At 70.8% G+C, this 19,503-nt stretch carries 17 protein-coding genes and 2 pseudogenes; 9 read left to right on the top strand and 10 right to left on the bottom strand.

Annotated features, from left to right (window positions below; genetic code table 11):
- Positions 1–332 precede the first annotated feature (332 nt).
- From ACTWP5_RS17565 to ACTWP5_RS17545, 5 genes are all read right to left on the bottom strand, one after another.
- The gene (locus tag ACTWP5_RS17565) at positions 333–770 is read right to left on the bottom strand and encodes a hypothetical protein (protein ID WP_443221918.1); all 438 of its coding nucleotides are present in this window, start codon (positions 768–770) and stop codon (positions 333–335) included.
- A gap of 344 nt (positions 771–1,114) precedes the next feature.
- Positions 1,115–1,795: a DUF6338 family protein gene (locus ACTWP5_RS17560; protein WP_443221917.1), complete on the bottom strand. Its 681-nt coding sequence runs from the start codon at positions 1,793–1,795 to the stop codon at positions 1,115–1,117.
- 8 nt (positions 1,796–1,803) lie between these two features.
- Positions 1,804–2,133: a hypothetical protein gene (locus tag ACTWP5_RS17555; RefSeq protein WP_443221916.1), complete on the bottom strand. Its 330-nt coding sequence runs from the start codon at positions 2,131–2,133 to the stop codon at positions 1,804–1,806.
- Between the two features lie 65 nt (positions 2,134–2,198).
- The gene (locus ACTWP5_RS17550) at positions 2,199–6,230 is read right to left on the bottom strand and encodes a CHAT domain-containing protein (protein WP_443221915.1); all 4,032 of its coding nucleotides are present in this window, start codon (positions 6,228–6,230) and stop codon (positions 2,199–2,201) included.
- A 197-nt stretch (positions 6,231–6,427) separates the two neighbouring features.
- On the bottom strand, positions 6,428–7,024 hold the full coding sequence (locus ACTWP5_RS17545; protein WP_443221914.1) for a TetR/AcrR family transcriptional regulator: 597 nt from the start codon (positions 7,022–7,024) through the stop codon (positions 6,428–6,430).
- Between the two features lie 90 nt (positions 7,025–7,114).
- Between ACTWP5_RS17545 and ACTWP5_RS17540 the strand changes: the two genes are divergently transcribed.
- Positions 7,115–8,599, top strand: a complete 1,485-nt coding sequence (locus tag ACTWP5_RS17540; RefSeq protein ID WP_443221913.1) for an MFS transporter — start codon at positions 7,115–7,117, stop codon at positions 8,597–8,599.
- 123 nt (positions 8,600–8,722) lie between these two features.
- Positions 8,723–9,049, top strand: a complete 327-nt coding sequence (locus tag ACTWP5_RS17535) for a hypothetical protein (RefSeq protein ID WP_443221912.1) — start codon at positions 8,723–8,725, stop codon at positions 9,047–9,049.
- Between the two features lie 87 nt (positions 9,050–9,136).
- Here the strand turns inward: ACTWP5_RS17535 and ACTWP5_RS17530 are convergent, their stop codons facing one another.
- A complete protein-coding gene (locus ACTWP5_RS17530; RefSeq protein ID WP_443221911.1) occupies positions 9,137–10,483 on the bottom strand; it encodes a sensor histidine kinase in 1,347 nt (448 codons plus the stop codon).
- A 1-nt stretch (position 10,484) separates the two neighbouring features.
- Positions 10,485–11,165: a response regulator gene (locus tag ACTWP5_RS17525; RefSeq protein ID WP_443221910.1), complete on the bottom strand. Its 681-nt coding sequence runs from the start codon at positions 11,163–11,165 to the stop codon at positions 10,485–10,487.
- Between the two features lie 105 nt (positions 11,166–11,270).
- Between ACTWP5_RS17525 and ACTWP5_RS17520 the strand changes: the two genes are divergently transcribed.
- From ACTWP5_RS17520 to ACTWP5_RS17495, 6 genes and pseudogenes are all read left to right on the top strand, one after another.
- Entirely contained in the window at positions 11,271–11,402 is a 132-nt protein-coding gene (locus tag ACTWP5_RS17520; RefSeq protein ID WP_443221909.1) for a hypothetical protein, read from the top strand.
- A 238-nt stretch (positions 11,403–11,640) separates the two neighbouring features.
- On the top strand, positions 11,641–12,153 hold the full coding sequence (locus ACTWP5_RS17515; RefSeq protein WP_443221908.1) for a hypothetical protein: 513 nt from the start codon (positions 11,641–11,643) through the stop codon (positions 12,151–12,153).
- Between the two features lie 74 nt (positions 12,154–12,227).
- Positions 12,228–13,784 carry a multicopper oxidase family protein gene (locus tag ACTWP5_RS17510; RefSeq protein WP_443221907.1) on the top strand — a complete coding sequence of 519 codons (1,557 nt, stop codon included), beginning with the start codon at positions 12,228–12,230 and terminating at the stop codon, positions 13,782–13,784.
- A gap of 261 nt (positions 13,785–14,045) precedes the next feature.
- Positions 14,046–14,810 (top strand): transposase family protein, encoded by a 765-nt coding sequence (locus ACTWP5_RS17505; protein WP_443221906.1) that lies wholly within the window; start codon positions 14,046–14,048, stop codon positions 14,808–14,810.
- Positions 14,811–14,983: 173 nt separating this feature from the next.
- Positions 14,984–15,445: a hypothetical protein gene (locus ACTWP5_RS17500; RefSeq protein WP_443221905.1), complete on the top strand. Its 462-nt coding sequence runs from the start codon at positions 14,984–14,986 to the stop codon at positions 15,443–15,445.
- Between the two features lie 53 nt (positions 15,446–15,498).
- Positions 15,499–15,699, top strand: a pseudogene (locus ACTWP5_RS17495) (IS5/IS1182 family transposase); the annotation flags it as partial.
- Positions 15,700–15,760: 61 nt separating this feature from the next.
- Here ACTWP5_RS17495 and ACTWP5_RS17490 read toward each other — a convergent pair.
- Positions 15,761–16,571: pseudogene (locus ACTWP5_RS17490) on the bottom strand (IS5 family transposase).
- 96 nt (positions 16,572–16,667) lie between these two features.
- Here ACTWP5_RS17490 and ACTWP5_RS17485 point away from each other — a divergent pair.
- Entirely contained in the window at positions 16,668–16,994 is a 327-nt protein-coding gene (locus ACTWP5_RS17485; RefSeq protein ID WP_443221904.1) for a GNAT family N-acetyltransferase, read from the top strand.
- Between the two features lie 942 nt (positions 16,995–17,936).
- Here the strand turns inward: ACTWP5_RS17485 and ACTWP5_RS17480 are convergent.
- Together ACTWP5_RS17480 and ACTWP5_RS17475 are read right to left on the bottom strand one after the other, a co-directional pair.
- Complete coding sequence (locus ACTWP5_RS17480) at positions 17,937–18,401, bottom strand: hypothetical protein (RefSeq protein ID WP_443221903.1); 465 nt, start codon at positions 18,399–18,401, stop codon at positions 17,937–17,939.
- A 109-nt stretch (positions 18,402–18,510) separates the two neighbouring features.
- Positions 18,511–19,419, bottom strand: coding sequence for a recombinase family protein (locus ACTWP5_RS17475; RefSeq protein WP_443221902.1), 909 nt, complete (start codon positions 19,417–19,419; stop codon positions 18,511–18,513).
- Positions 19,420–19,503: the final 84 nt, after the last annotated feature.

Below are 19,503 nucleotides of genomic sequence, written 5' to 3'. Positions count from 1 at the left end.
TGCAGGTCGCAGAGCACGCCTGAGGAGTTAGCTCGCTGCGACGGGGCAGCTAGCGCGAAGCGGCAGCGTGACGTCAAGCGGTCACGGTACGGGCAGCGCCACCGGGTTCGACTGTCCCTCCCACGCCACGCGCAGGCCTGTTGGCATCTCCTGGCCCATGCCGGGAGCGATGGAGCATTCCCATGCCTCTCCGCTGGCCAGGTCTCCGATGGGCCCTACTTCAACGGGCGTGACCGATGACGGCGGCTCGACCAGTTCCACGCTCCGCGTGGTCAACTCACCCCGGTTCCGCAGGCGATACCGGGAGTCCCCGTGATACTCGATGCCGACGTCTACCTTCGCGGCAGTTGCCGCGCGCTGGTCGGCCAGCGCCTCCTCGGCCGCGCGCCGACCGCTCGGACGTCTCCGCGGACCGCTCCGAGGACGCCGCCGACCGCTCCGCCGCCTCGTTCGCGCGGTCGGCCGCCCGCTTCCCCGACGGTATCCGCCGTGAGGGTGATGCGACAGTCGGCCAGGTTGGTCTTCCGGTCGTAGCGGATCTCCAGCCTGAGGGCTTCGAAGAGACGGCCGGAGAGGTCGTCCGGCATCTCGTTCAGATCCATTGAGCCTTTTCCAACCTCAGCTTGAGACTGCCAGGTGGAGGGTGAGGATGGCCCAGGATGGCCGACCTGCCGGTGTGAAGGATCGATCCCGCGCCGTTCCTCGGCTGGCTGGGCGCGATCGTGATCGACGAGGATGACGTGGCGAAGGCTCACGTTGTCCAGTACCACGTGGTCATGGCGGCGATGGTCGGGGTGGTGTGGCTGCCCCTGCCGCTCTCCCTGTCGGGATTGGGACTGGGACTGGGACTGGCGGCAGGGCTGGCCGTCTCAGCGGCTACGCGCACGCGTTTTTCGACCGGCGATGGCAGACATTCACGCACAGGAGGGCTCGGTACTGGTCGATGAGGTTCTGCCGGACCGCTGGGGGCGCCATCACAGTATCGGGGAGCTTCCTGTGAGACGGGGTTGCGGGCGATACGCACGAGCACCCGAACCCCCTGGAGCGTTCCTCCGGCCCGCGCGAGTCGCCTGGCGCACCGGGAGCGACAGCCGGGGCGTCTCTGTGTGGCCGCTCAGTGGCCGCTCGGCGGCGACGTCTCCGGGGGCGGGATCCGGTCCAGGTAGGTCACGGTCAGGAACCTGATCTGGCGCGCGCTCACCGACACCAGTTGGTGACCGGTGAGGGGCCGGGCGGGAGCTCCGGCGTGCGGCCGGTACTCCAGCGGTGGCGCCAGCGCGAGCTCGCGGTCGCCGGTCTCCTCGGCCTGGTGGGCGAAGTGCTTGAGCACTCCGGCGAGATACGAGCCGTCGACGAGTTCGCAGCCGACGTACGTGCACGCCGCTCCGGCCTGTTCCGGGTAGCGGCCGAAGAGCAGCCACCACGACGACTCGACCGACAGTGGCCCCGGACCACGCGGCAGCAGCCGGGCGGCGGCCAGCGCCGCTCCGGCGGCGAGAACCAGGAGCGCGCAGCACCACAGTGTCAGGCGCGCGTAGTCCTCGCGCACGTAGCCAAGCCCCTCCCGCACCAGGCGGCCGGTGTCCGGCGTGACGTCCGGCGCGGCGGTGCGGGCCACCGCGAAGGCCGCGAGCGCCATTGCGTCGAAGGCGAGGCTGGCCAGCACCACGCGGGTGGTTTCGCGGAAGGCGGACGAGGTGCGTTCCGGCACCCGCAGGTCCCGGGTCGCCGCGTAGACGAACCCCGGGACCAGGCAGACGACCAGGAGAACCAGGCCGAGGAGGGTGCTGGGCATGGCGCGACTCAGCTCTCCCCGAGGTCCGCCCGGTGCTCACCCTGTCGCCCGCCGTCGGCCCCGGCCTCGGGCCCTGGGCCGGGCGGGGCCTGGGGGATGTCCGAGACGGGGGTGGGCAGTCCGACCCCCGGGACCACGGCCTGGCCGCCGTGCCTGGGGCCACCCAGCAGCTCCTGGCGCGGGTTGGTCAGCGGTCGCCGTCCGCGCGGCCGCGACTGAGCCGCCGCGTCCGTCCCCGTGCCTCCGGCGCCGCTGGCGCTGTCGGTGCTGCGGGGGCCTTCTGTGCTGCCGGCGCCTTGGGGGTCGCTGGTGCCGGCGTCAGCGTCGTCGCCTGTCATCGGTGCCTCCGGTCCTCCGGTGCCTCGTACGGTACGTGGGCGCGACGGCGCGCCCGGGGCCGCCCTCACGGGCCGCTGTGGACGAACGGGATCCAGACCGCCACCTCCCCGTCCGACCGGGCGCGCAGGGCCCGCACCGCGTCGTGGAGCGCGAGCGCGGACTCCTCGGCTGCCAACACCCCGTTGGCCGCGAGTGAGCCGTAGAGGTGGTCGGCGACGAAGCCGGCGTAGCGGCCGAGCACCGGCCACATCGTGGCCACCACGTGCCGGTAGCCGGAGAACTGGAGCGCGGTGGAGATGTGGACCGCCTCGTCGGGCAGCACCCAGCCACTGAGCGCAGTCGAACAGCTCGCCAGGAAGGCGAACTCCGCGTGGCCCAGGCGCAGCCCGGCCTGGTCGGCGACCGTCAACACCCCGTCGTGCAGGAGGAGACCGCTGCGCGAGGGGTTGAGTGGGTCCATGTCGCCGTGGCAGGAGAAGTGCACCCAGCTGTGCTCGTGCTGGGCCCGGCGCACCGCGTCCCGCGTGGCCTCGGGCCCGGCGACGACCGTCGTCCGGTCGGGGAAGACGGCGGTCACGGATGCGATGTCCTCCTCGGCGTCGGGCAATGGGGCACTCCCCGGCGTCTGAGGCATCGCCACGACCAGCATGCGGCGCTTGTCGGGCGCGACGCCGGACGTTCGCCCCCGAGCCTGGACCAGGGTGCGGAGCGTCGGCACGTGCGAGGAGACGACGCGGTCGAGGACACACTCCCCCGCCCGCGCCTCCGCCAGGTAACGACCGGCGGCGTGGAACGGCAGAAACGTCAACGGCCCTGTGGGACACCACCACACCCGCGGCCAGGCGTCCCCGGCGGCCGGCTCGGCGGTGTGGCCGAGCGCGTCGAGAACGGGCGCGGCCACCGCGTCCCAGAGCCAGTCGAGGGACTCCCGCACCATCCGGGTGACCATGTCGAGCTGCCCCTCCCCGTCCCCGAGGGCGTGCAGCACGTCCAGGTACTGGAACGACTCCAGGGCGGCCATCCACGTGGACACCTGGTCGTGGGCCAGCCGTGGCCTGAGCCCGGGCAGCGGGATGACGCGCAGCCCGTCAGCGGTCAGCGCCAGGGCGTCGCTGCGGCGTTCGGCGATGTTGACGAGGACGACCGTGCCACCCTCGGCGGCTGCGCGCAGCTGGGCGAAGTCCGGCGGGCGCAGGAAGTCCTCGCATCCGGGGACGTCGCGTCGCACGTGCTCGCACAGCTCCTCCCACTCCCGGGCCAGGGCCACGCGCGTGTCTGACGCGCCGGCACGGTCCACGGAGGCGAGGTGCGCCGGGTCCGGGTCTCCCAGGGCGTCCAGGGCTTGGAGACGGTCGCGCACGCGTTCCAGGCGCTGGGCGACGTCGGGCGAGTGCCGGCGCACGGCCGCCAGGTCGAGATCGGTCTGGAGGGACTGGCTCCACAGCACGGCTCTGCCGTGCTCCAGCAGTTCCACTGCGCGCTCGGGACGGCCGGCGTCGAGGGCCGCTGCGGCGGCCTCCTGCGGCAGGGCACCGATCCAGGCCAGGAAGTGCTCGCGGTCCCTGCGGTCAAGCCCGTGCCAGGCGATCAGCGGGACGAACTCCACCGCCCGCTCGTAGGCGGCCAGGGCGGCGGCCGGCTCCGTGGCCTGCTCCGCCAGCGTGCGCAGCGCCGTCATGCGTGACCGGGGTTGGGCCGTCGCCGAGTCGGCGACCTCCCGCAGCGCCGTGGTTGCCGCGGCGAGGTCGGCCGCCGTCTCCTCGCCGGGGCGCAACTCCCGTCTTCTCAACAGCAATCGGCCCCGCAGCATCTGGAGCACGGCGCGCTCGGCGCGCCCCGGAGGGCACTCGTCGAGGGCGTCGGCGGCGTGGTCGAGCGCCGCCTGGAGGTCACCCAGGCCCGAGGTCGTGTCGAACCGGTCCGCCAAGGCGCCCGCCAGGCCGGTCAGCAGGCCGGGCCGCAGCCGATGACCGGGGGGCACCGTGTCAACTGCCTCGCGCAGCAGGCCGATGGCGGCGTCGACGTCCCCCGCGGCCTCGGCGACCTCGGCGGCCCCTACGGCCCCTACGGCCTCGGCGTCGGACGCTGCCCGCCGCTCGCGGAAACGGTCGATGTGGGCCATCGCGAGGTTCGCCAGGTAGGTGGGACGCAGCGTGTGGCCGGCCGGCACCGCGCGGACGGCGGCCTGGCCCGCCTCGATCGCCTCGTCCAGGTCGCCCGGGTCACCCGGGTCGCCCAGGGCGCCGGAGCGGCCGAAACGCAACCGGAGGGCGACGCCGGTCAGGTTCAGCGGCCCGTGCTGGTCGTGCGTCGGCGCGGCCTGGACGGCGGCCCGGCTCAGCGTCACGGCCTCCTCGATGTCGGTCATCGCACCACGGTGTTGGAAGCGGACGAGCAGCACGCTGGCGAACCCGCTGAGGGTGAAGTGGCTGGCGTCCTGTGCCCTGCCGGCCTCGCGGTACGCATCGACGGCGGCGTCGAGATCGGCGACGTCCCCGAACATCCCGCCCTTGGCTCGGAACACGTCACCCAGCAGGGAGTGCGCCTGGCCGCGCTGCGGCGACTCGGCGGGCAGGAGGGCGAGGGCCTCGCCGATCGCCTCCACGGCCCGGTCGGCGTCGTCGCGCGAGCCGGTGGTCTCCGAGCGGAGCACCAGCGCGTGACTGAGGAAGAGGAGGTCAGAGGCCGACTCCAGCCCACCACGCCGCGCCTCCGCGACGGCTCGGTCGAGGTCACGCCGGTCGGAGGTCAGGCGGAACCTGTCGCACAGGGCGTGCACCAGCGTCGGCCTGATGGCGGACGCCCAGTCCACGGCCGGGCTCGCGTCGGCGTGGCGAACGACCTCGTCAGCGGCGCCGACCACCGCGTCCAGCTCGTCGACGTTCCCCGCGTGCTGGAAGGACGCGTAGTGCACCTGCCCCTTCCTGACCAGGAGCCGAAGGCGTGCCGCCGCCTCCGGCTCGGACGCCAGGCACTCGCGCACCACCCGAGCCGCCTCGGCCAGGTGCCGGCCGCCGCCGTCCCCGTCCACTAAGGAAAGGTCGTGGAGGGCGGCCGCGAGCCGCTGACCGACATCCGCCCGCAGCTCCGTGAACCCCGGCGTAGTCAACGGCGTGGCGTAGCAGGCGCGGAAGGCACGCACGCACTCCTCAAGATCCTGCCGACGGCCGTGCCTGAGGTGCAGTGTGTGGCAGGCGTTGCCGAGCATGAGGCTCGTCTGCGCCGCCTCCAGGCTGCCCTCGGGGTGGACGGCCCGCACGCGCGCCAGGAGGACCGCCGCCTCCCGGTGCTCGCCGGCGGCGAGCAGGGCGGCGCCGAGGTTGTGCGCGGGGCCGAGCCACTCGGGGTCCTCGGGGCCGAGGCGGTCGAACACCTCGTGGGCTCCTCGCAGCTCGACCACGGCCGCCGTCAGGTCCTCCGCCCGGCCGTGGAGCTGGTGGCGCAGCAGCAGGGCGCGGCCCAGGTAGCCCCGCAGCATGGCCACCGTCTCCGGATAGTCGTCGAGCGCGTGCCGCTGCCGCATCGCGTCACTCAGCAGGGCGACGGACAGGTCCAGGTCCTCGGGGCGGCCGAGACGTTCGTAGAGAGCGGTCAGCTGCTGGGCGCCCAGGCCCTGGTACACCACGCTGTCGACGTCCGCGCCGGCGTCGCGGGCCAGCTTCTCTGCCTGACCGAGGACCGTGACGGCCCATTCGATGGCGCCGGGGTCGCCACTGCGGGCGGCGTCGCGGGCGAACGCCCCGGCCGAGGGCGGATCCAACCGCGAGGCGGTGGCGCGGGCCGCGTACAGCTGCTCCATGACGGGAGGCATCGGTGTCTCGGGCGCCAGGTCCCGCGCCGCGAAGAACAACTCGGCGGCGGCACGGACCGCCTCCTCGTACGCCTGCCGCTCGGCGACCTCCTGGCTCCGGTACCAGTAGAACCAGGCCAGCACGGTGAGCGCGTCGGGGTCGGCGGGGGCGGCAAAGAACGCCAGGGCCGCCCGCAGGTCCTCAGCCTCCGCCGCCGCCCGCGGGCCCACCACCGCGTCACGCCCGCCCGCCTCATACCGGGCCACCCGGCGCCGTAACGCGCTGAGTCGACGCTGATCATGCATTCGGCACCCCGTACCCCCTGCGCCCCGGCCCCTCTCTCCGACACTAACAGGCTGTACCACCGAAGTAACGGTTGGCTGCCTGGGCAGGCGGCGCTCGGCGGAGCGCCCGGCGCACACATCCCCTGTCCCGTGCCGCATCCACCAACGACCCGGCGGGCATTGAGCCCTTTTCCAACCTGCGGACGAGCTAGGGCCAATCAGCTCGGCAGGGGTCGCACGGTGGGCAGGAGCGTGGCGGCCAGGACCTCGGCGACATCGTCCGCACGCAGTCGGCCGGCCTGGACGTCGGCTGCGGCGGCGTGGACGAGGTGGTAGTAGACGCTCACCAGCCACTCGGCGGGCAGGTCGGCCCGGATCGCGCCCTGCTCCTGCCCGCGTTCCAGCAGGCCGCGCAGCGGGGTCAGGACGCGGTGGTGGCGGTCGCGCAGTTGCTCGGGCGTGAGGGTCGCGGACACGGCGGTGAACAGCCCCAGGTGGCGATCGAGGATCCGCCAGGAGGTGCGGGCCAGGGCCACCAGGGCCTCGTCGGCCGGCAGCGCCCGAAGGCCCTCGGCGTTCAGCACGGCGGAAGTCTGCGCCATGGCGCGGTCCATGACGGCGTCGAGCACCGCCTCCCGGGTGGGGAAGTGCGTATAGAGGGTGACGCGGCTGACGCCGGCGGCGCGGGCGATCGCGGCCATGCCGGCGTGTGGGTCGCTGCGGAAGCAGTCCAGCGCGGCGTCGATGATCGCGGCGATGTTCCGCTCGGCATCCGCACGCCGCTTCCCGGTCCTGCCTGTCGCGGTGCTGGCCATGGCCACAATCTTAACGTCTGTGTTCGGGTTATGCGTGAATGGACGTTACGCTATCCCTAACACCAGTGTTCAGGTTAAGGAGCGCATACCGTGCCATCCGACTCCGCCCCTCACACCCAGCACGCCGACCACACCGCCGCACCGCCTGCCCCGCACCCCCATCGCTGGCGGCTGCTGGCCGTACTGTGCCTGGCCCAGTTCATGCTCATCGCCGACGTGACCGTGATCAACGTCGCCCTGCCTACCATCGGCGAGGAGCTGTCCCTCTCCCCCGGTGCGCTCACCTGGGTCGTCACGGCCTACACCCTCTTCTTCGGCAGCCTGCTCCTCCTCGGCGGCCGGCTGGCCGACGCCCTCGGCACGCTGCGGATGTTCCTGGCCGGGCTGGTCGTCTTCACCGCCGCCTCGATCGCCTCGGGCCTGGCTACCAGCGGCGGCATGCTCATCGCCGCCCGCTCCGCCCAGGGCGTCGGCGCCGCACTGCTCTCCCCCGCCGCCATGGCACTGGTCGTCGCGCTCTTCCACGGCCCCGACCGCCACAAGGCCCTGGGCGCCTGGGCGGCCATCGGCGGCGCGGGCGCGGCGGTCGGCGTACTGCTGGGCGGCCTTTTCGTCTCCGGACCCGGCTGGGAGTGGATCTTCTACATCAACGTCCCCGTCGGCCTCCTTGCGCTGGGAGTCGTGCCCGCCCTGCTCGGCGAGGGCCGACAGCAGCTCGCAGGCGCGTCGGCGGCGCCGTCGCGACCCGACCTGCCCGGCGCGCTCACCCTCACCGCAACCCCGGCCCTGCTGATCTACGGGCTCGTCCAGGCCCGCGACCACGGCTTCGCCGACGCCTCCGTCTGGCTGCCGCTGGTGCTAGCCCTGGCCGCCGCGACGGCGTTCGTCGCGGTGGAACGCACCGCCCGCGACCCGCTGGTGCGTCTGGGCCTGCTGGCGCGCCGTACCCTCGTCGGCGGCGGGGTGGTGATGCTGGTCGCCTCAGGGCTGCTGATATCGGTCTTCTTCCTCAGCTCCTTCTATGTTCAGCACGCTCTGGGCCGCAGCGCGCTGGTGACGGGGCTGGCGTTCCTGCCGGTGGCCGTGGCCATCACGCTCGGCGCCCATCTCGGTGCGCGGGCTGTGCAGAGCGTGGGCTGGCGCCCGGTCGCGGCCACCGGCTTCGTGCTCGCGGCGGCCGGCGCGCTGCTGCTGGCCGGCCTGTCGCCGGACAGCGGCACCTGGACCGGGGTGGTGCCGGGCTTCGCGCTGTTCGCCCTCGGCATCGGCCCGGCGTTCGTCTGCGCCACCACCGCCGCCATGACCGGCCTCCCCCACCACGACGCCGGACTCGCCTCGGGCCTGGTCAACACCGCCCACGAGCTCGGTGCTTCACTCGGCGTCGCCGTCATCGCGGCCATCGCCGGGGCCAGCCTGGACGGCGGCCACGGCGGCGCGGGCCCGGTCGATGCCGGCGGCTTCGACAACGCCTTCACCGCGGTGGCGGCCATCGCCGCGGCCGGCGCTCTGGCCGCCGCGTTCCTGCTGCCGCCCGGCCGCCCCGACCGCGCCCAGGGGCCGGTCTTCGCGCACTAACGGGGGCTGGCTTAACGCTTGCTGAGGGGCGCTCAGGTCCCTCTCAGCGGCCTCCCGGCAGCGTGGGTTCGTCCCGGTGAGAGCCATCCGGGCAGACTCAGAAAGACCAGTGAGAGGCAATCCATGAAACGAGGTAAGAGGCTCCTCGCCGTCGCCGCGGCTATCGCCGTGCCCATCGGCCTGGGCGCCACCGGGATCGCGTACGCGCAGACCCAGCCGGACGCGGCCACGTCGTCCAGCGTCTCGGAGTCCATCGAGCAGTGGCAGCAGCTGCACGGTCCGGGCCACAAACACCCCGACCACGGACCCGGCCACCAGCCACCCGAGGACGTCGACCACGGACCCGGCCACGGGCACGAGCACGGGCACCACAACGGGGACCACCAGCCGCCAGAGGGTGTGGAACACGGCCCGGGACACCAGCGTCCTGACAGTGCTGAGCAGAACTGACGCGGGGCGCTGATCACGGCGCCCACGCGTCTGCGGCCCGGGGAACGGCGTACCCGTTCCTCGGGCCGCAGAGCGTCGTCTCCGCGCTCAGCTCGGCCGGGGAATACGCACCCGGAACAGGGCACCACCGGCTGGCGCGTCCGTTACCTCGACGCTGCCGCCGTGCTCGCGGGCGATCTGCCGCGCGATGGCCAGTCCCAGACCCGCGCCGCCGGACCGGCGACCCCGCGCGTCGTCCAGCCGCACAAACCGGTCGAAGACACGCTCACGCTCCCCGACCGGGACACCGGGACCGTCGTCGGCCACGTCGACCACCGCCTGCCCGTCCTCCTCCGCCGTGGCCAGTCGGACACGGGTGCGGGCGTGCCGGGCGGCGTTGTCGGCCAGGTTGCGGACCAGACGGACCAGCGCCTCCCGGTCACCACGCACCTTGACCGGCGTCAGGCTCGCCTCCACCGTCACGCCGGTCGTGGCGCGCAGCCGGGCCCGCTCGCCGTCGACCACGTCGTCGAGGTCCACCTCCTCGTGCCGCAGCGCCAACCCACCCTCGTCCGAGCGGGCGAGCAGGAGGAGATCCGTGATGAGGTCGCCCAGCCGCCTGGCATCGCCCTGGGCGGTGCGTAGCGCGTCGGGGTCGATCCGCCCGCCGTCGCGTTCGGCGATCTCCAGAACGCCGGTGAGGGTGGTCAGCGGGCTGCGCAGCTCGTGGCCGGCGTCGGCGACGAAGCGCCGCTGTGCCCGCTGCGCGCTCTCCAGCCGGGTCAGCATCGCGTTCATGGTCGCCGCGAGGCGAGTGATCTCGTCGTCTCCGCCGGGTTCGGGGACACGGCGGCCGAGGTCGCCCTCGCCGATGGCGGCCACCTGCTCGCGTATCCGCTCGACCGGCGCCAGCGCCCGGCCGGTAAGCCGACGGGCCAGCAACCCCATCAGCACCACGGTCAACGGGACCGTGACCGCCGCCATGACCAGGACCGTGGCCACCGCGACGTGAACGGGGCGGAGCGGCTCGCCCACCACGAGCGTGTGCTCCTCGCCGTCCACCTCGACCCGCTCCGCCAGCACGAGCATGCCGCCGGTCTGCGTCGTGGCGGTCTGCCCAGGCGGTGGGGCGAGGCCGGCGACGGGGGCGTCCGGACGGCTGCCCGCGACGAGCCTGCCGTCGGAATCGACGAGTTGGGCCACCGCCACGTCCAAGTGCGCGTTCCAGGGCATCCGGGCCTGACCCGCTGAGGCGTGCGGATGGGAGGCGGCCTGGCCGTCCTCGATCTCCTCGATGGCGTCGGTGAGCGTGTCCTTGATGGAATCGAGCAGCACCTGGTGCAGCACGAACACGCCGCCACTGGTGCCGAGGAGGAGGGCGACGGCGGTCACGGCGACCGTGACCCACACCAGGCGGCGGCGGATCCCGGCACGGAAAGCCGGACGCGCGGCCACCTCAGCCACCTTCCGGGTCGAGCAGGTACCCGGCACCGCGCACGGTGCGTATCGCCTGGCGTCCGAAGGGTTCGTCGATCTTCTTGCGCAGATAACGGATGTAGACCTCGACGACGTTCTCGCTGCCGTCGTAATGGGCGTCCCAGACTCCGGCCAGGATGTCGGTCTTGGCCAGCACGGTGCCCTTGCGGCGCATCAGGAACTCCAGCAGGCCGTACTCGCGCGCGGTCAGCTCGACCTCCACGCCGCCGCGCGCCACCCGGTGCCGGGCCGGATCCAGCGTCAGGTCACCTGCCGCCAGCACCGTCGGCCGCGCCGCCGAGCCCCGCCGGGTCAACGCCCGCAGCCGCGCCACCAGCACCACGAAGGAGAACGGCTTGGTCAGGTAATCATCAGCTCCCAGGTCGAAAGCGTCGGCCTCGTCGTACTCACCGTTCTTGGCCGTCAGCATCAACACCGGCGTCCACACGCCCCGATGTCGCATCCGCTTCACGATCTCGTAGCCGCTCAGGCCCGGCAGCATGATGTCGAGTACGACGACGTCGTAGTAGTCGCGCTCGGTCGCCGCCCACAGCCCGTCGACGCCGTCGGACTCCACATCGACCTCGATGTGCTCGGTGGCCAGCCCGCGCCGCACCGTCTCGGCGATCCGCGACTCATCCTCCACGAGCAGGATCCGCATCGCCTGTTTTCCCCTCGCCGGTGATCCGCTGGGGATGGTAGGGCGACCTGCGTCAGCGGACGGTAAATACCTGGTGAGGAAGGCCAGCTGGCGTGCTGGAGCGGCATGAGGCTGCATGTGCGGGTGGCGGTGGTCCTCGACGCCTACCCGCGGGCGGATGATGGTGAGATCGCCTCCAAGGAGGGCGCGGGCCGCTACGCCCTGGGGCCTTCCCGACCGGGGGGCACCGCATCGTGAGCGAGAGCCTGCGCATACGGCGCGCCGACCGAGCCCGACCGATGCTGTGTAGTGCCGTCACGGGGCGGGGTGAGTTCGTCCGCATCGGCCGCCGGGAGCCGCAACGCCCGCTCTACAGGACACCGCTGGCTCACCGACGCCCAGCGGCTCTACGCCGAGCACCCCACGCGCCGAGTCGACCAAGTCTGAGCGACGCCCGGACCGCCCCATTACCCCCCGCAGGTATAGTGGTTCGCGCATGATCAGCGAGGGTGAGGCGATGACGGCACCGACGGTCCGATGGAGCCGCTCCTACGGGGGCCACGCCAGCGGCCTGCGCCGAGCCGCGATCATCCTGGTCACGGCGCTGGTCGTGCTCGTCCACCACCAGACCGCCAGCGTGGCCATGACGGCTCCGGACTCGTCATCCTCCGCCGCATCTGCCGCACCGGCCATGCACGGCATGGCGCACACCCCCGGGATGTCCATGCCGGGTGGTTCCGCCACGGCACCGGAGGAGCATCCCGCATCGGGATCCGACGCCTCGCGTGCGGGCACCTCGGTGGATGCTCCGGCCCCGGGGCCCTGCACCGGTGTGAGCATGCAGCACTGCGCCACCGCCAGCGTGGACGCGATGAAGCTGGCGCCGCCGTCCGCTTCGTTCACCGAGCGCTCCCCTGACTCCCACGCGGCGGTCTCTCACCGCATGGCCGCGAGTGTGCCGCAGCGCTCGCCGCCCGATCTGTCCGTCCTGTCCCGGTGGTTGATCTAGGCCGTGCCCAACGGCGCGCCGCGCCGTGCCCGCACACGACCTGACACCACACCGAGACTCAAGGACACCTTTCCATGCCCAAGAACGCCATCAGCCGCCGTCCCATCCTGCTCGCCGGACTCGGCGTAGCGGGCGTCGGAGCTCTCGCCGCGTGCAGCGACGCTTCCAGCACCTCCGGCTCCTCCGGGGCCCCCGACCTGGTCAGCCCCTCCGGCGACGCGGTCCGCCGGGCGGAAGACGCGCGCTCCGGCACGGGTCGGGTGCGGGAGCACTCGCTGACCGCCGCGCCCGCCACCCTCGACCTGGGCGGCGGCGTCACCGCCCGGACCTGGGCCTTCGGCGAGCGCACGCCCGGCCAGGAGATCCGGATCACGGCCGGAGACACCCTCGCCGCCGACCTGGTCAACCGCCTGCCCGACAACTCCACCACCTCCATCCACTGGCACGGCCTGCACCTGCGCAACGACATGGACGGCGTGCCACCGGCCACCCAGCGAGCGGTTGCGGCCGGGAGCACCCTCGCCTACCGCTTCGTCGCCGACGCCCCGGGGACGTACTTCTTCCACCCGCATGTCGGTGTTCAGCTCGACCGGGGGCTGTACGCCCCGCTGATCGTGGAGGACCCGCACGAGCCCCTGTCGTATGACGACGAGTGGGTCGTGGTGCTGGACGACTGGCTCGACGGCGTCGCCGGCACCCCCGGCGAGGCGTTCCACGAACTGTCCCAGGGCATGGGGGACATAGGCGGCATGGACCATGGCGACATGGAGGGCATGGACCACGGGTCCATGGGGTCGCTCATGCTCATGGGCGCCACCAGCGAGCTGCTCGGCGGCGACGCCGGGGACGTGAACTACCCGCACCACCTCATCAACGGCCGCATCCGGCAGGACCCGCAGGTCCGCACCGCCCGCCCCGGCGACCGGATACGGCTGCGCATCATCAACGCCGGTGGCGACACCGCCTACCGCGTGGCCCTCGGCGGCCACCGCCTGACGGTCACGCACACCGACGGCTTCCCCGTCGAACACGCGGAGACCGACGCCCTGCTAATCGGCATGGGCGAGCGCTACGACGTGCTGATCACCGTTGGCGAGGGCGTCTTCCCGCTGGTCGCGCTCGCCGAGGGCAAGGACGTCACCGGCCTGGCGCTGCTGCGCACCGGCCCGGGCGCCAGTCCGGGGGCGGCCGTCCGGCCCGCCGAGCTCGACGGCCGGATCCTGACCGCCGCCGAGCTGCGCGCGGCCGAGGAGGTGCGCCTGCCCGCCGTCGAGCCGGACCAGATCCACCGCGTCGAGCTGACCGGCGGCATGGACGCCTACGACTGGGCCATCAACGGCCAACCCTTCGACATGGACAACCCGCAGGCGAATCCGCTGCTGGTCGAGGAGGGCCAGCGGGTCCGGCTCGACTTCGTCAACACCACCGAGATGTGGCACCCCATGCACCTGCACGGCCACACCTACCAGCTCGGCAACACCGGCCCGCGCAAGGACACCGCGATCGTGCTACCCGACCAGACGCTCTCGGTCGTCTTCGACGCCGACAACCCCGGCCAGTGGATGCTCCACTGCCACAACGCCTACCACGGCGAAGCCGGCATGATGGCCCTCGTCGCCTACCGCGCCTGACGCCCAACACGACGAGCGTGCCCGCCCGTTGCCGCCGCCCCCGGCGGCGACGGACGGGCCGCCGCGGTCGGCATCGGTCGGGATGGGTCGGCGCTCGAAACGGACGCCTCAGCCAGGTCGCCGCTCGCCGCCGGTGAGGTAGTGAGCTGTTTCCAACCTGGCTGGCGCCATGGGATGTTGGTGTAGGGGCCGGGTGCGAGAAGAGGCGAAGCTCCTGGTAGATGGGTTGGCCAAGAGCAAGCTATCCATCCGGAGCTTCACGTGCTTGTCTATCCATCGGGGATTGATCTGTCCAGCTCGGCCCTGTGTCACCTATCCGGTCTGCTGGCAGCTCGACGCCTGGAGCGCGGGACGCGATGGCGGCGTCTGTCAGCCGGCCGGCAGGCTCTGCTGGCGCTGGCTCATCTCCGGTGCGGCCACACCTACGCACAGCTCGCAGCCGGTTTCGGGGTCGGCACCACCACGGCATACCGCTACGTCACCGAGGCCGTGGAGGTCCTCTCGGCCCTCGCGCCGGATCTCACCACGGTGGTCGCCTCAGCGACCGGCAAGGCGTTCGTCATCCTGGACGGGACGCTGCTGCCCATCGACCGGATCGCCGCCGACCGGCCGTACTACTCGGGTAAGCGCCACCGGCACGGTATGAACATCCAGGTCCTGGCCGACCCGTTCGGGCGCCTGCTGTGGGCCTCGCCCGCCCTGCCCGGAGCCGTCCACGACATCCGTGCGGCACGCACCCACGGCATCATCGACACGCTGACCAGCGCGACCATCCCCTGCTGGGCCGACAAGGCCTATCGCGGAGCCGGCGGGACCGTGCGCGTGCCCTACTGGGGACGGTGGGAGACGCTGTCAGCCGGCCAGCAGGCCCACAACCGTTCCCACGCGAAGATCCGAGCGCTGGGCGAACAGGCCGTGGCCACGCTCAAGAACTGGCGGCTGCTACGCAAGCTGCGATGCAGCACCACGCGCATCACTGACCTGGTCAAAGCCGTCCTCGCCCTTCAGCTGAGGTCCACAGCCTGAGGTTGGAACAGTTATTGACGTGCTCAGATCATGCTTTACCGTGAGGATTCTGCTCGCCTCACTCGCCTCATCCAACGTCTCTCCGGGAGGACAGCGCGAGAACCACCCGTTCAGGCTTTATCCGACGGTTAGCGCGCCATACCCCGCTGCGCTGGCTTGGCGTACCAACGGCCTTGGCGACGGCGGCCGTTCTTCTTGCGGCGCCGCCGGCTCAGGCCGAGATCCTGGACCAGAGGACGATCGACTTCCAGGATTCCGGTGCCTACGCGATCGTTCATTACGGAGTGGACAGCGAGGGCCACTACCTCCAGTTCTACCTGCACGACACCCTCGCCGACGGCCGCTGTGCCGTGGCCATCGCGGACTTCCAAGTCGACCAGGGATTCTTTGACCACCACCACATCGATCCCGGCCGGGTCTGGGTGTGTGAGGACGGCGCGCAAGCGTGGTCCGAGCGGTGGCACCCGTACCCGAACAACGACGATCAGGACCCGGACGCGGGAATCGACGGCTGGGAGATCACGGGCATACGCTGGGCCGCCGCCTGCTGGCAGGACAGCTCCGGTACCAGGGGCTGCACCGACGCGCGAGGCGAGCAGAACGTCAGCTTCCACGACATTCCCATGCTCCCCTGACACTGATCCCTGCCTGCCCGCGTCCGTCCGGGTCCGCCAGCGTGTCAGGTGGACCCGGGCTCGGACGGTGGCAGACGCTCTGTGCCGGCCAGCAGGCCCACAACCGCTCCCACGCGCGGATACGGACGCTGGGCGAACAGGCCGTCGCCACGCTCAAGAACTGGCGGCCGCTACGCAGCCTACGATGCAGCACCACCCGCATCACCGACCTCGTCAAAGCCGTCCTCACCCTCCGCCTGTCCAGCTCAAACTGAAGTTGGAAATGGCTCACTCGCTGGAAGTGGGCCGCAGTGGCCCGGCGTGGTGGGCGACGACTCAGAGCTCCTGACACAATGAGCGGATCTGTCGCTGGGTGATGAGGCAGCAGGCGAGTTTGAGGAAGGCTTCGTGGATGTCGTCCCGGCGTTCCCAGCGGATGCGGAGCTGTCGGAAGCCGTGAAGCCAGGCGAAGGTGCGCTCTACCACCATCGGTAGCGGCCCAGGCCGGAGCCGTGCGGAGTGCCGCAGCGGGAGCCGTGCGGAGTGCCGCAGCGGGCGATGACCGGCAGGATGCGGCGAGCGCGGATCTTCTCCCGGTAGATGTCGTGGTCGTAGCCGAGGTCGGCGAAGAGCGCTTCTGGCTTGCGGCGGGGCCGGCCGACACGCCCGCGCACGGGCGGGATGGCGTCCAGCAGCGGCAGGAGCTGGGTGACGTCGTTGCGGTTGCCGCCGGTGAGGATGACGGCCAGCGGGGTGCCGTGCCCGTCGGTGATCAGGTGGTGCTTCGATCCGGCGCGGCCCCGGTCGACCGGCGACGGGCCCGTCTGCTCCCCCCTTCTAGCGCCCTGGCGTGGCTGGAGTCGACCACACAGCGGGACCAGTCCAGGCGTGCGGCGGCGTCCAGTTCGGCCAGCAGGACGTGGTGCAGGCGGTTCCACACGCCGCCTTCGTTCCAGTCCCGCAGCCGCCGCCAGCACGTCATGCCCGAGCCGAAGCCCAGTTCCTTGGGAAGGTGCTCCCACTGGATGCCCTGATGCAGCACGTAGAGAACGCCACACAGCACCTGGCGGTCGGGGACCGGTTTGTGGCCCGGGTACCGGAACCGCCGCTCCCGACGAGGAACGTCATATAAAGGCTGTCCCGCAATCCCTGGCGGGACAGCCTTTAGAGATCCACGAGCCACGGATGCCCCGGGTGTACGCGAGCGTGTAGTTTGGCCAGGGCCTCGCGCTGAGCCCGGGTCATGTGTGGGACGGTCGTGTCGAAGTCTCTCTCCGGCGCTCTGGACATCTGCCGACTCGTGGTCCATCCCGTCACACATCGCCGTGGCGTCGCAACGGCACTGCTCGACGCTGTGGACTCGATCGAGCCCGCGGAACTGACCATCGTCTCCGCCGGAACCGCCAACCTACCTGCCGTCGCGCTCTATCGTCGGCGCGGATTCATCCTGTCGGCAAGCACCAGGTCTCGCCCGGCGTCACGGTCACGCTGCTGGAACGCAAGAACACATCGGCATCTCAGCCAATCCACAACTTTTGAAAATTGCTCCTCTTCTCGCGAGCGGAGGTGATCCGTCGCCGACAGACGTCATGGCGTCGCGACGTCGCGACTGTCCTCTCCGTGCCCTACGATCACGTTCCTGTGGAACAGCAAAGCGGCGGAGATCTCCCTCTCCTCCGCAAGCCCATCCTCTTGAGCTAACGCTCAGTATACACCGCAGACATCTTGCGACAGAATCAGAATTCACCCGACGCCGACATGAGATCACGCCGGCAACCCCAGACGCGCATCCGCCCCATCCGGAGAACGTTCAAAGGCAACGATCTCTGGACGGGAAAACCTCACCACTATGCCGGAGCGAGTGGTGGTACAGCCTGTGTGGATGCTCAACGCGGCACGCGGCGCCGTGGTTCAGATTCTGGCGTTCTGTCGTGCGCAGCGACTCTGCGAACTCCCATGACGTCGAGGTCAGCGTAAAGACGCCGAGGTCCGCTGCGCATGCGAGCCGGAATCGCAGCAACACTTCCTGCCTTGGCCCCTTTCCGTAGGGTGCCGCAACCATCCGATCACAAAGGCGTTCGGGGCATCCGCAGGGGCTACCGGCGTTCGGGGATCGAGCATCGTCAATCCGTCGCAGACATGCGTCTGCGTCCTTCCGTCCCACTGGACGAGCCGGTTCAAGACAGGATTGCGTCCTTCGAACATCACCTCGACGCAGTTGCGGCCCAGCGGGACCTCGAAGATGCGAGGCCGGTGGCGCGACTCCATGACTTCACCTCCGAGACAGACAGCCACACCTGCGACCCTGCCTTCGTCGGTGATCATGGCCACCCACGCGATCCGGTCGGAGACCGACCTCCCGAGATCGTCCGTCGTCCCGAGCTCTCCCACCGAGGGAGGGGAATCATTATGCAGCATCCGGTTTTTCCTGGCGCTCGCCCGTCAGGGGCATATATCAGAGTTTGCATTCTCCTTCCGATTTGGTCGCGCCGGAGGTACAGGTGTATGCCTGTCAGCGGTCGATGACGTCCTCAACGGTGCGGCCGGGAGCCAGCTCTTCTCGGTCGATGATCTCTGGCACCCATCGAACGGGAGACGAGGCCGGGAACACGGTTACCCTGACCCCGAAGTCCATCAGGATTTCCTTGCGCGCCTGGACGTCCGGGGACTTCCTCCACCTGGCCTCCACCGTCTCGCCGGTGGGGCGCAGGACCATGCCGGGCGGCCGCTGGGGCTCGTTCTCCAGTTCTCGCAGCTCGCGACTGAGCTCGACATATCGTTCCCGAAACCACTGGGAGTCTTCGGGTCCGTCGTACAGGCCGACCTCCCGGTCGGCGCGAAGTCGTTGCTGGCTCGCCTTTACCTCGGCGATGCGGTCCGTCACTCCGTTTCCCGCGTCGTACACCGACTCCACGATGGCACCGTGACCATACTTCTCCAGAAACCAAGCCTCGACCAGCTTGTCCAGGCTCGCCACGCGAATAAGGGGAGCCGGACGGCAGTGCATGGCGTTTTTCCAGCCTTTGTTGCGGGCAGTGCACACGTATCGCGGAGGGATATCAGCGGAAGTCTGCGTGAAGAGTCTGTTATGACACTGTCCACAGTAGGCCACTTCCGTAAGCAGATAGGCACGATTCGACTTTCGCCCCCGAAAGGGGTTGTCGGTTACGCTCAGGACCTCCCGAAGCGCATTGTGCGTGGTCTGGGCCCACAGCCCCTCGCACAGCCGGACGGGTTTCCCTGTCTGGTCGATTACCGGCTTGCCAGGGTCGGCCGCGAGCGGGCCTGCCATACATCACGGCGAGATGGTCACTCGGCGAGAGCTCGCCGAGCCGGTTGAGGCGAGCGGCCTCACTGCTGCACGTCACGTTCTCCGGATCGGCGAGGATACGACGCGCGATTTCGCGCAGTACCTCTGCGGCATGGGGGTGCAACTCAACGCCCTCAACCCTGCCGTTCGGCACGGTGCGCACATATCGGAAGCCGTAGGACGACTTGCCCTTCGGGCGGCCAGCGGCGCGCATCTTGACCGTGGCGTTCCGGTTGCGCCGCTGAATGGCACGCAGCTCCATCTGCGCGCCCCACGCTTCCATGGTGAAACGATTCTCATCGGCGGGATCGTCGAGGTCCCAGACACCCTCGTGACCATAGGTTACGAGGAGCTTGCCCTCATCGCGCATCTTGTAGCCAGTGTTCAGGCAGTCGACGACGTTGCGTCCGAGCCGGTCCACGGCGGCAGCCACCAGCCCGTCGTATGTGGCCCGCTGGTCCCGGAGCCACGGCCCGAGCATCGGACGGGTCATCGGGTCCGTGGCCCCGGACACCTCCCAGTCGTCGGCCCAGTCGATGATGTGGCCGCCGACGGCTTCGGCAGCGGCCAGCACGTCCTCGCGCTGCCGCTCTGGTGACAACGTCCCGGCCTTCACCCGCGACAGTCGCCGCACGCCGAGCAGACACTTTCCGCAGCCGTCGTACGGTCGCTCGATCTCGTCCACGTTGGTCCCGCGCATTGCATCTCCTGTATCGCCGCAGCGTAAGGAGAATCGGCGGCACCACCCAGGACGATCTTGGCCTGCTCG

Source organism: Streptomyces sp. 4N509B, from assembly GCF_052245655.1.
Lineage (GTDB): Bacteria > Actinomycetota > Actinomycetes > Streptomycetales > Streptomycetaceae > Streptomyces.
Note: the sequence above shows the minus strand (reverse complement) of the source record. Positions and strands in the feature narration are given on the sequence as shown.

Bases quoted from the DNA above. Each gene is read 5' to 3' on its own strand.
- ACTWP5_RS17560 (WP_443221917.1), bottom strand. From the start codon at position 1,795: ATGCCCAGCACCCTCCTCGGCCTGGTTCTCCTGGTCGTCTGCCTGGTC.
- ACTWP5_RS17555 (WP_443221916.1), bottom strand. From the start codon at position 2,133: ATGACAGGCGACGACGCTGACGCCGGCACCAGCGACCCCCAAGGCGCC.
- ACTWP5_RS17550 (WP_443221915.1), bottom strand. From the start codon at position 6,230: ATGCATGATCAGCGTCGACTCAGCGCGTTACGGCGCCGGGTGGCCCGG.
- ACTWP5_RS17545 (WP_443221914.1), bottom strand. From the start codon at position 7,024: ATGGCCAGCACCGCGACAGGCAGGACCGGGAAGCGGCGTGCGGATGCC.
- ACTWP5_RS17535 (WP_443221912.1), top strand. From the start codon at position 8,723: ATGAAACGAGGTAAGAGGCTCCTCGCCGTCGCCGCGGCTATCGCCGTG.
- ACTWP5_RS17525 (WP_443221910.1), bottom strand. From the start codon at position 11,165: ATGCGGATCCTGCTCGTGGAGGATGAGTCGCGGATCGCCGAGACGGTG.
- ACTWP5_RS17520 (WP_443221909.1), top strand. From the start codon at position 11,271: ATGAGGCTGCATGTGCGGGTGGCGGTGGTCCTCGACGCCTACCCGCGG.
- ACTWP5_RS17515 (WP_443221908.1), top strand. From the start codon at position 11,641: ATGATCAGCGAGGGTGAGGCGATGACGGCACCGACGGTCCGATGGAGC.
- ACTWP5_RS17510 (WP_443221907.1), top strand. From the start codon at position 12,228: ATGCCCAAGAACGCCATCAGCCGCCGTCCCATCCTGCTCGCCGGACTC.
- ACTWP5_RS17485 (WP_443221904.1), top strand. From the start codon at position 16,668: ATGTGTGGGACGGTCGTGTCGAAGTCTCTCTCCGGCGCTCTGGACATC.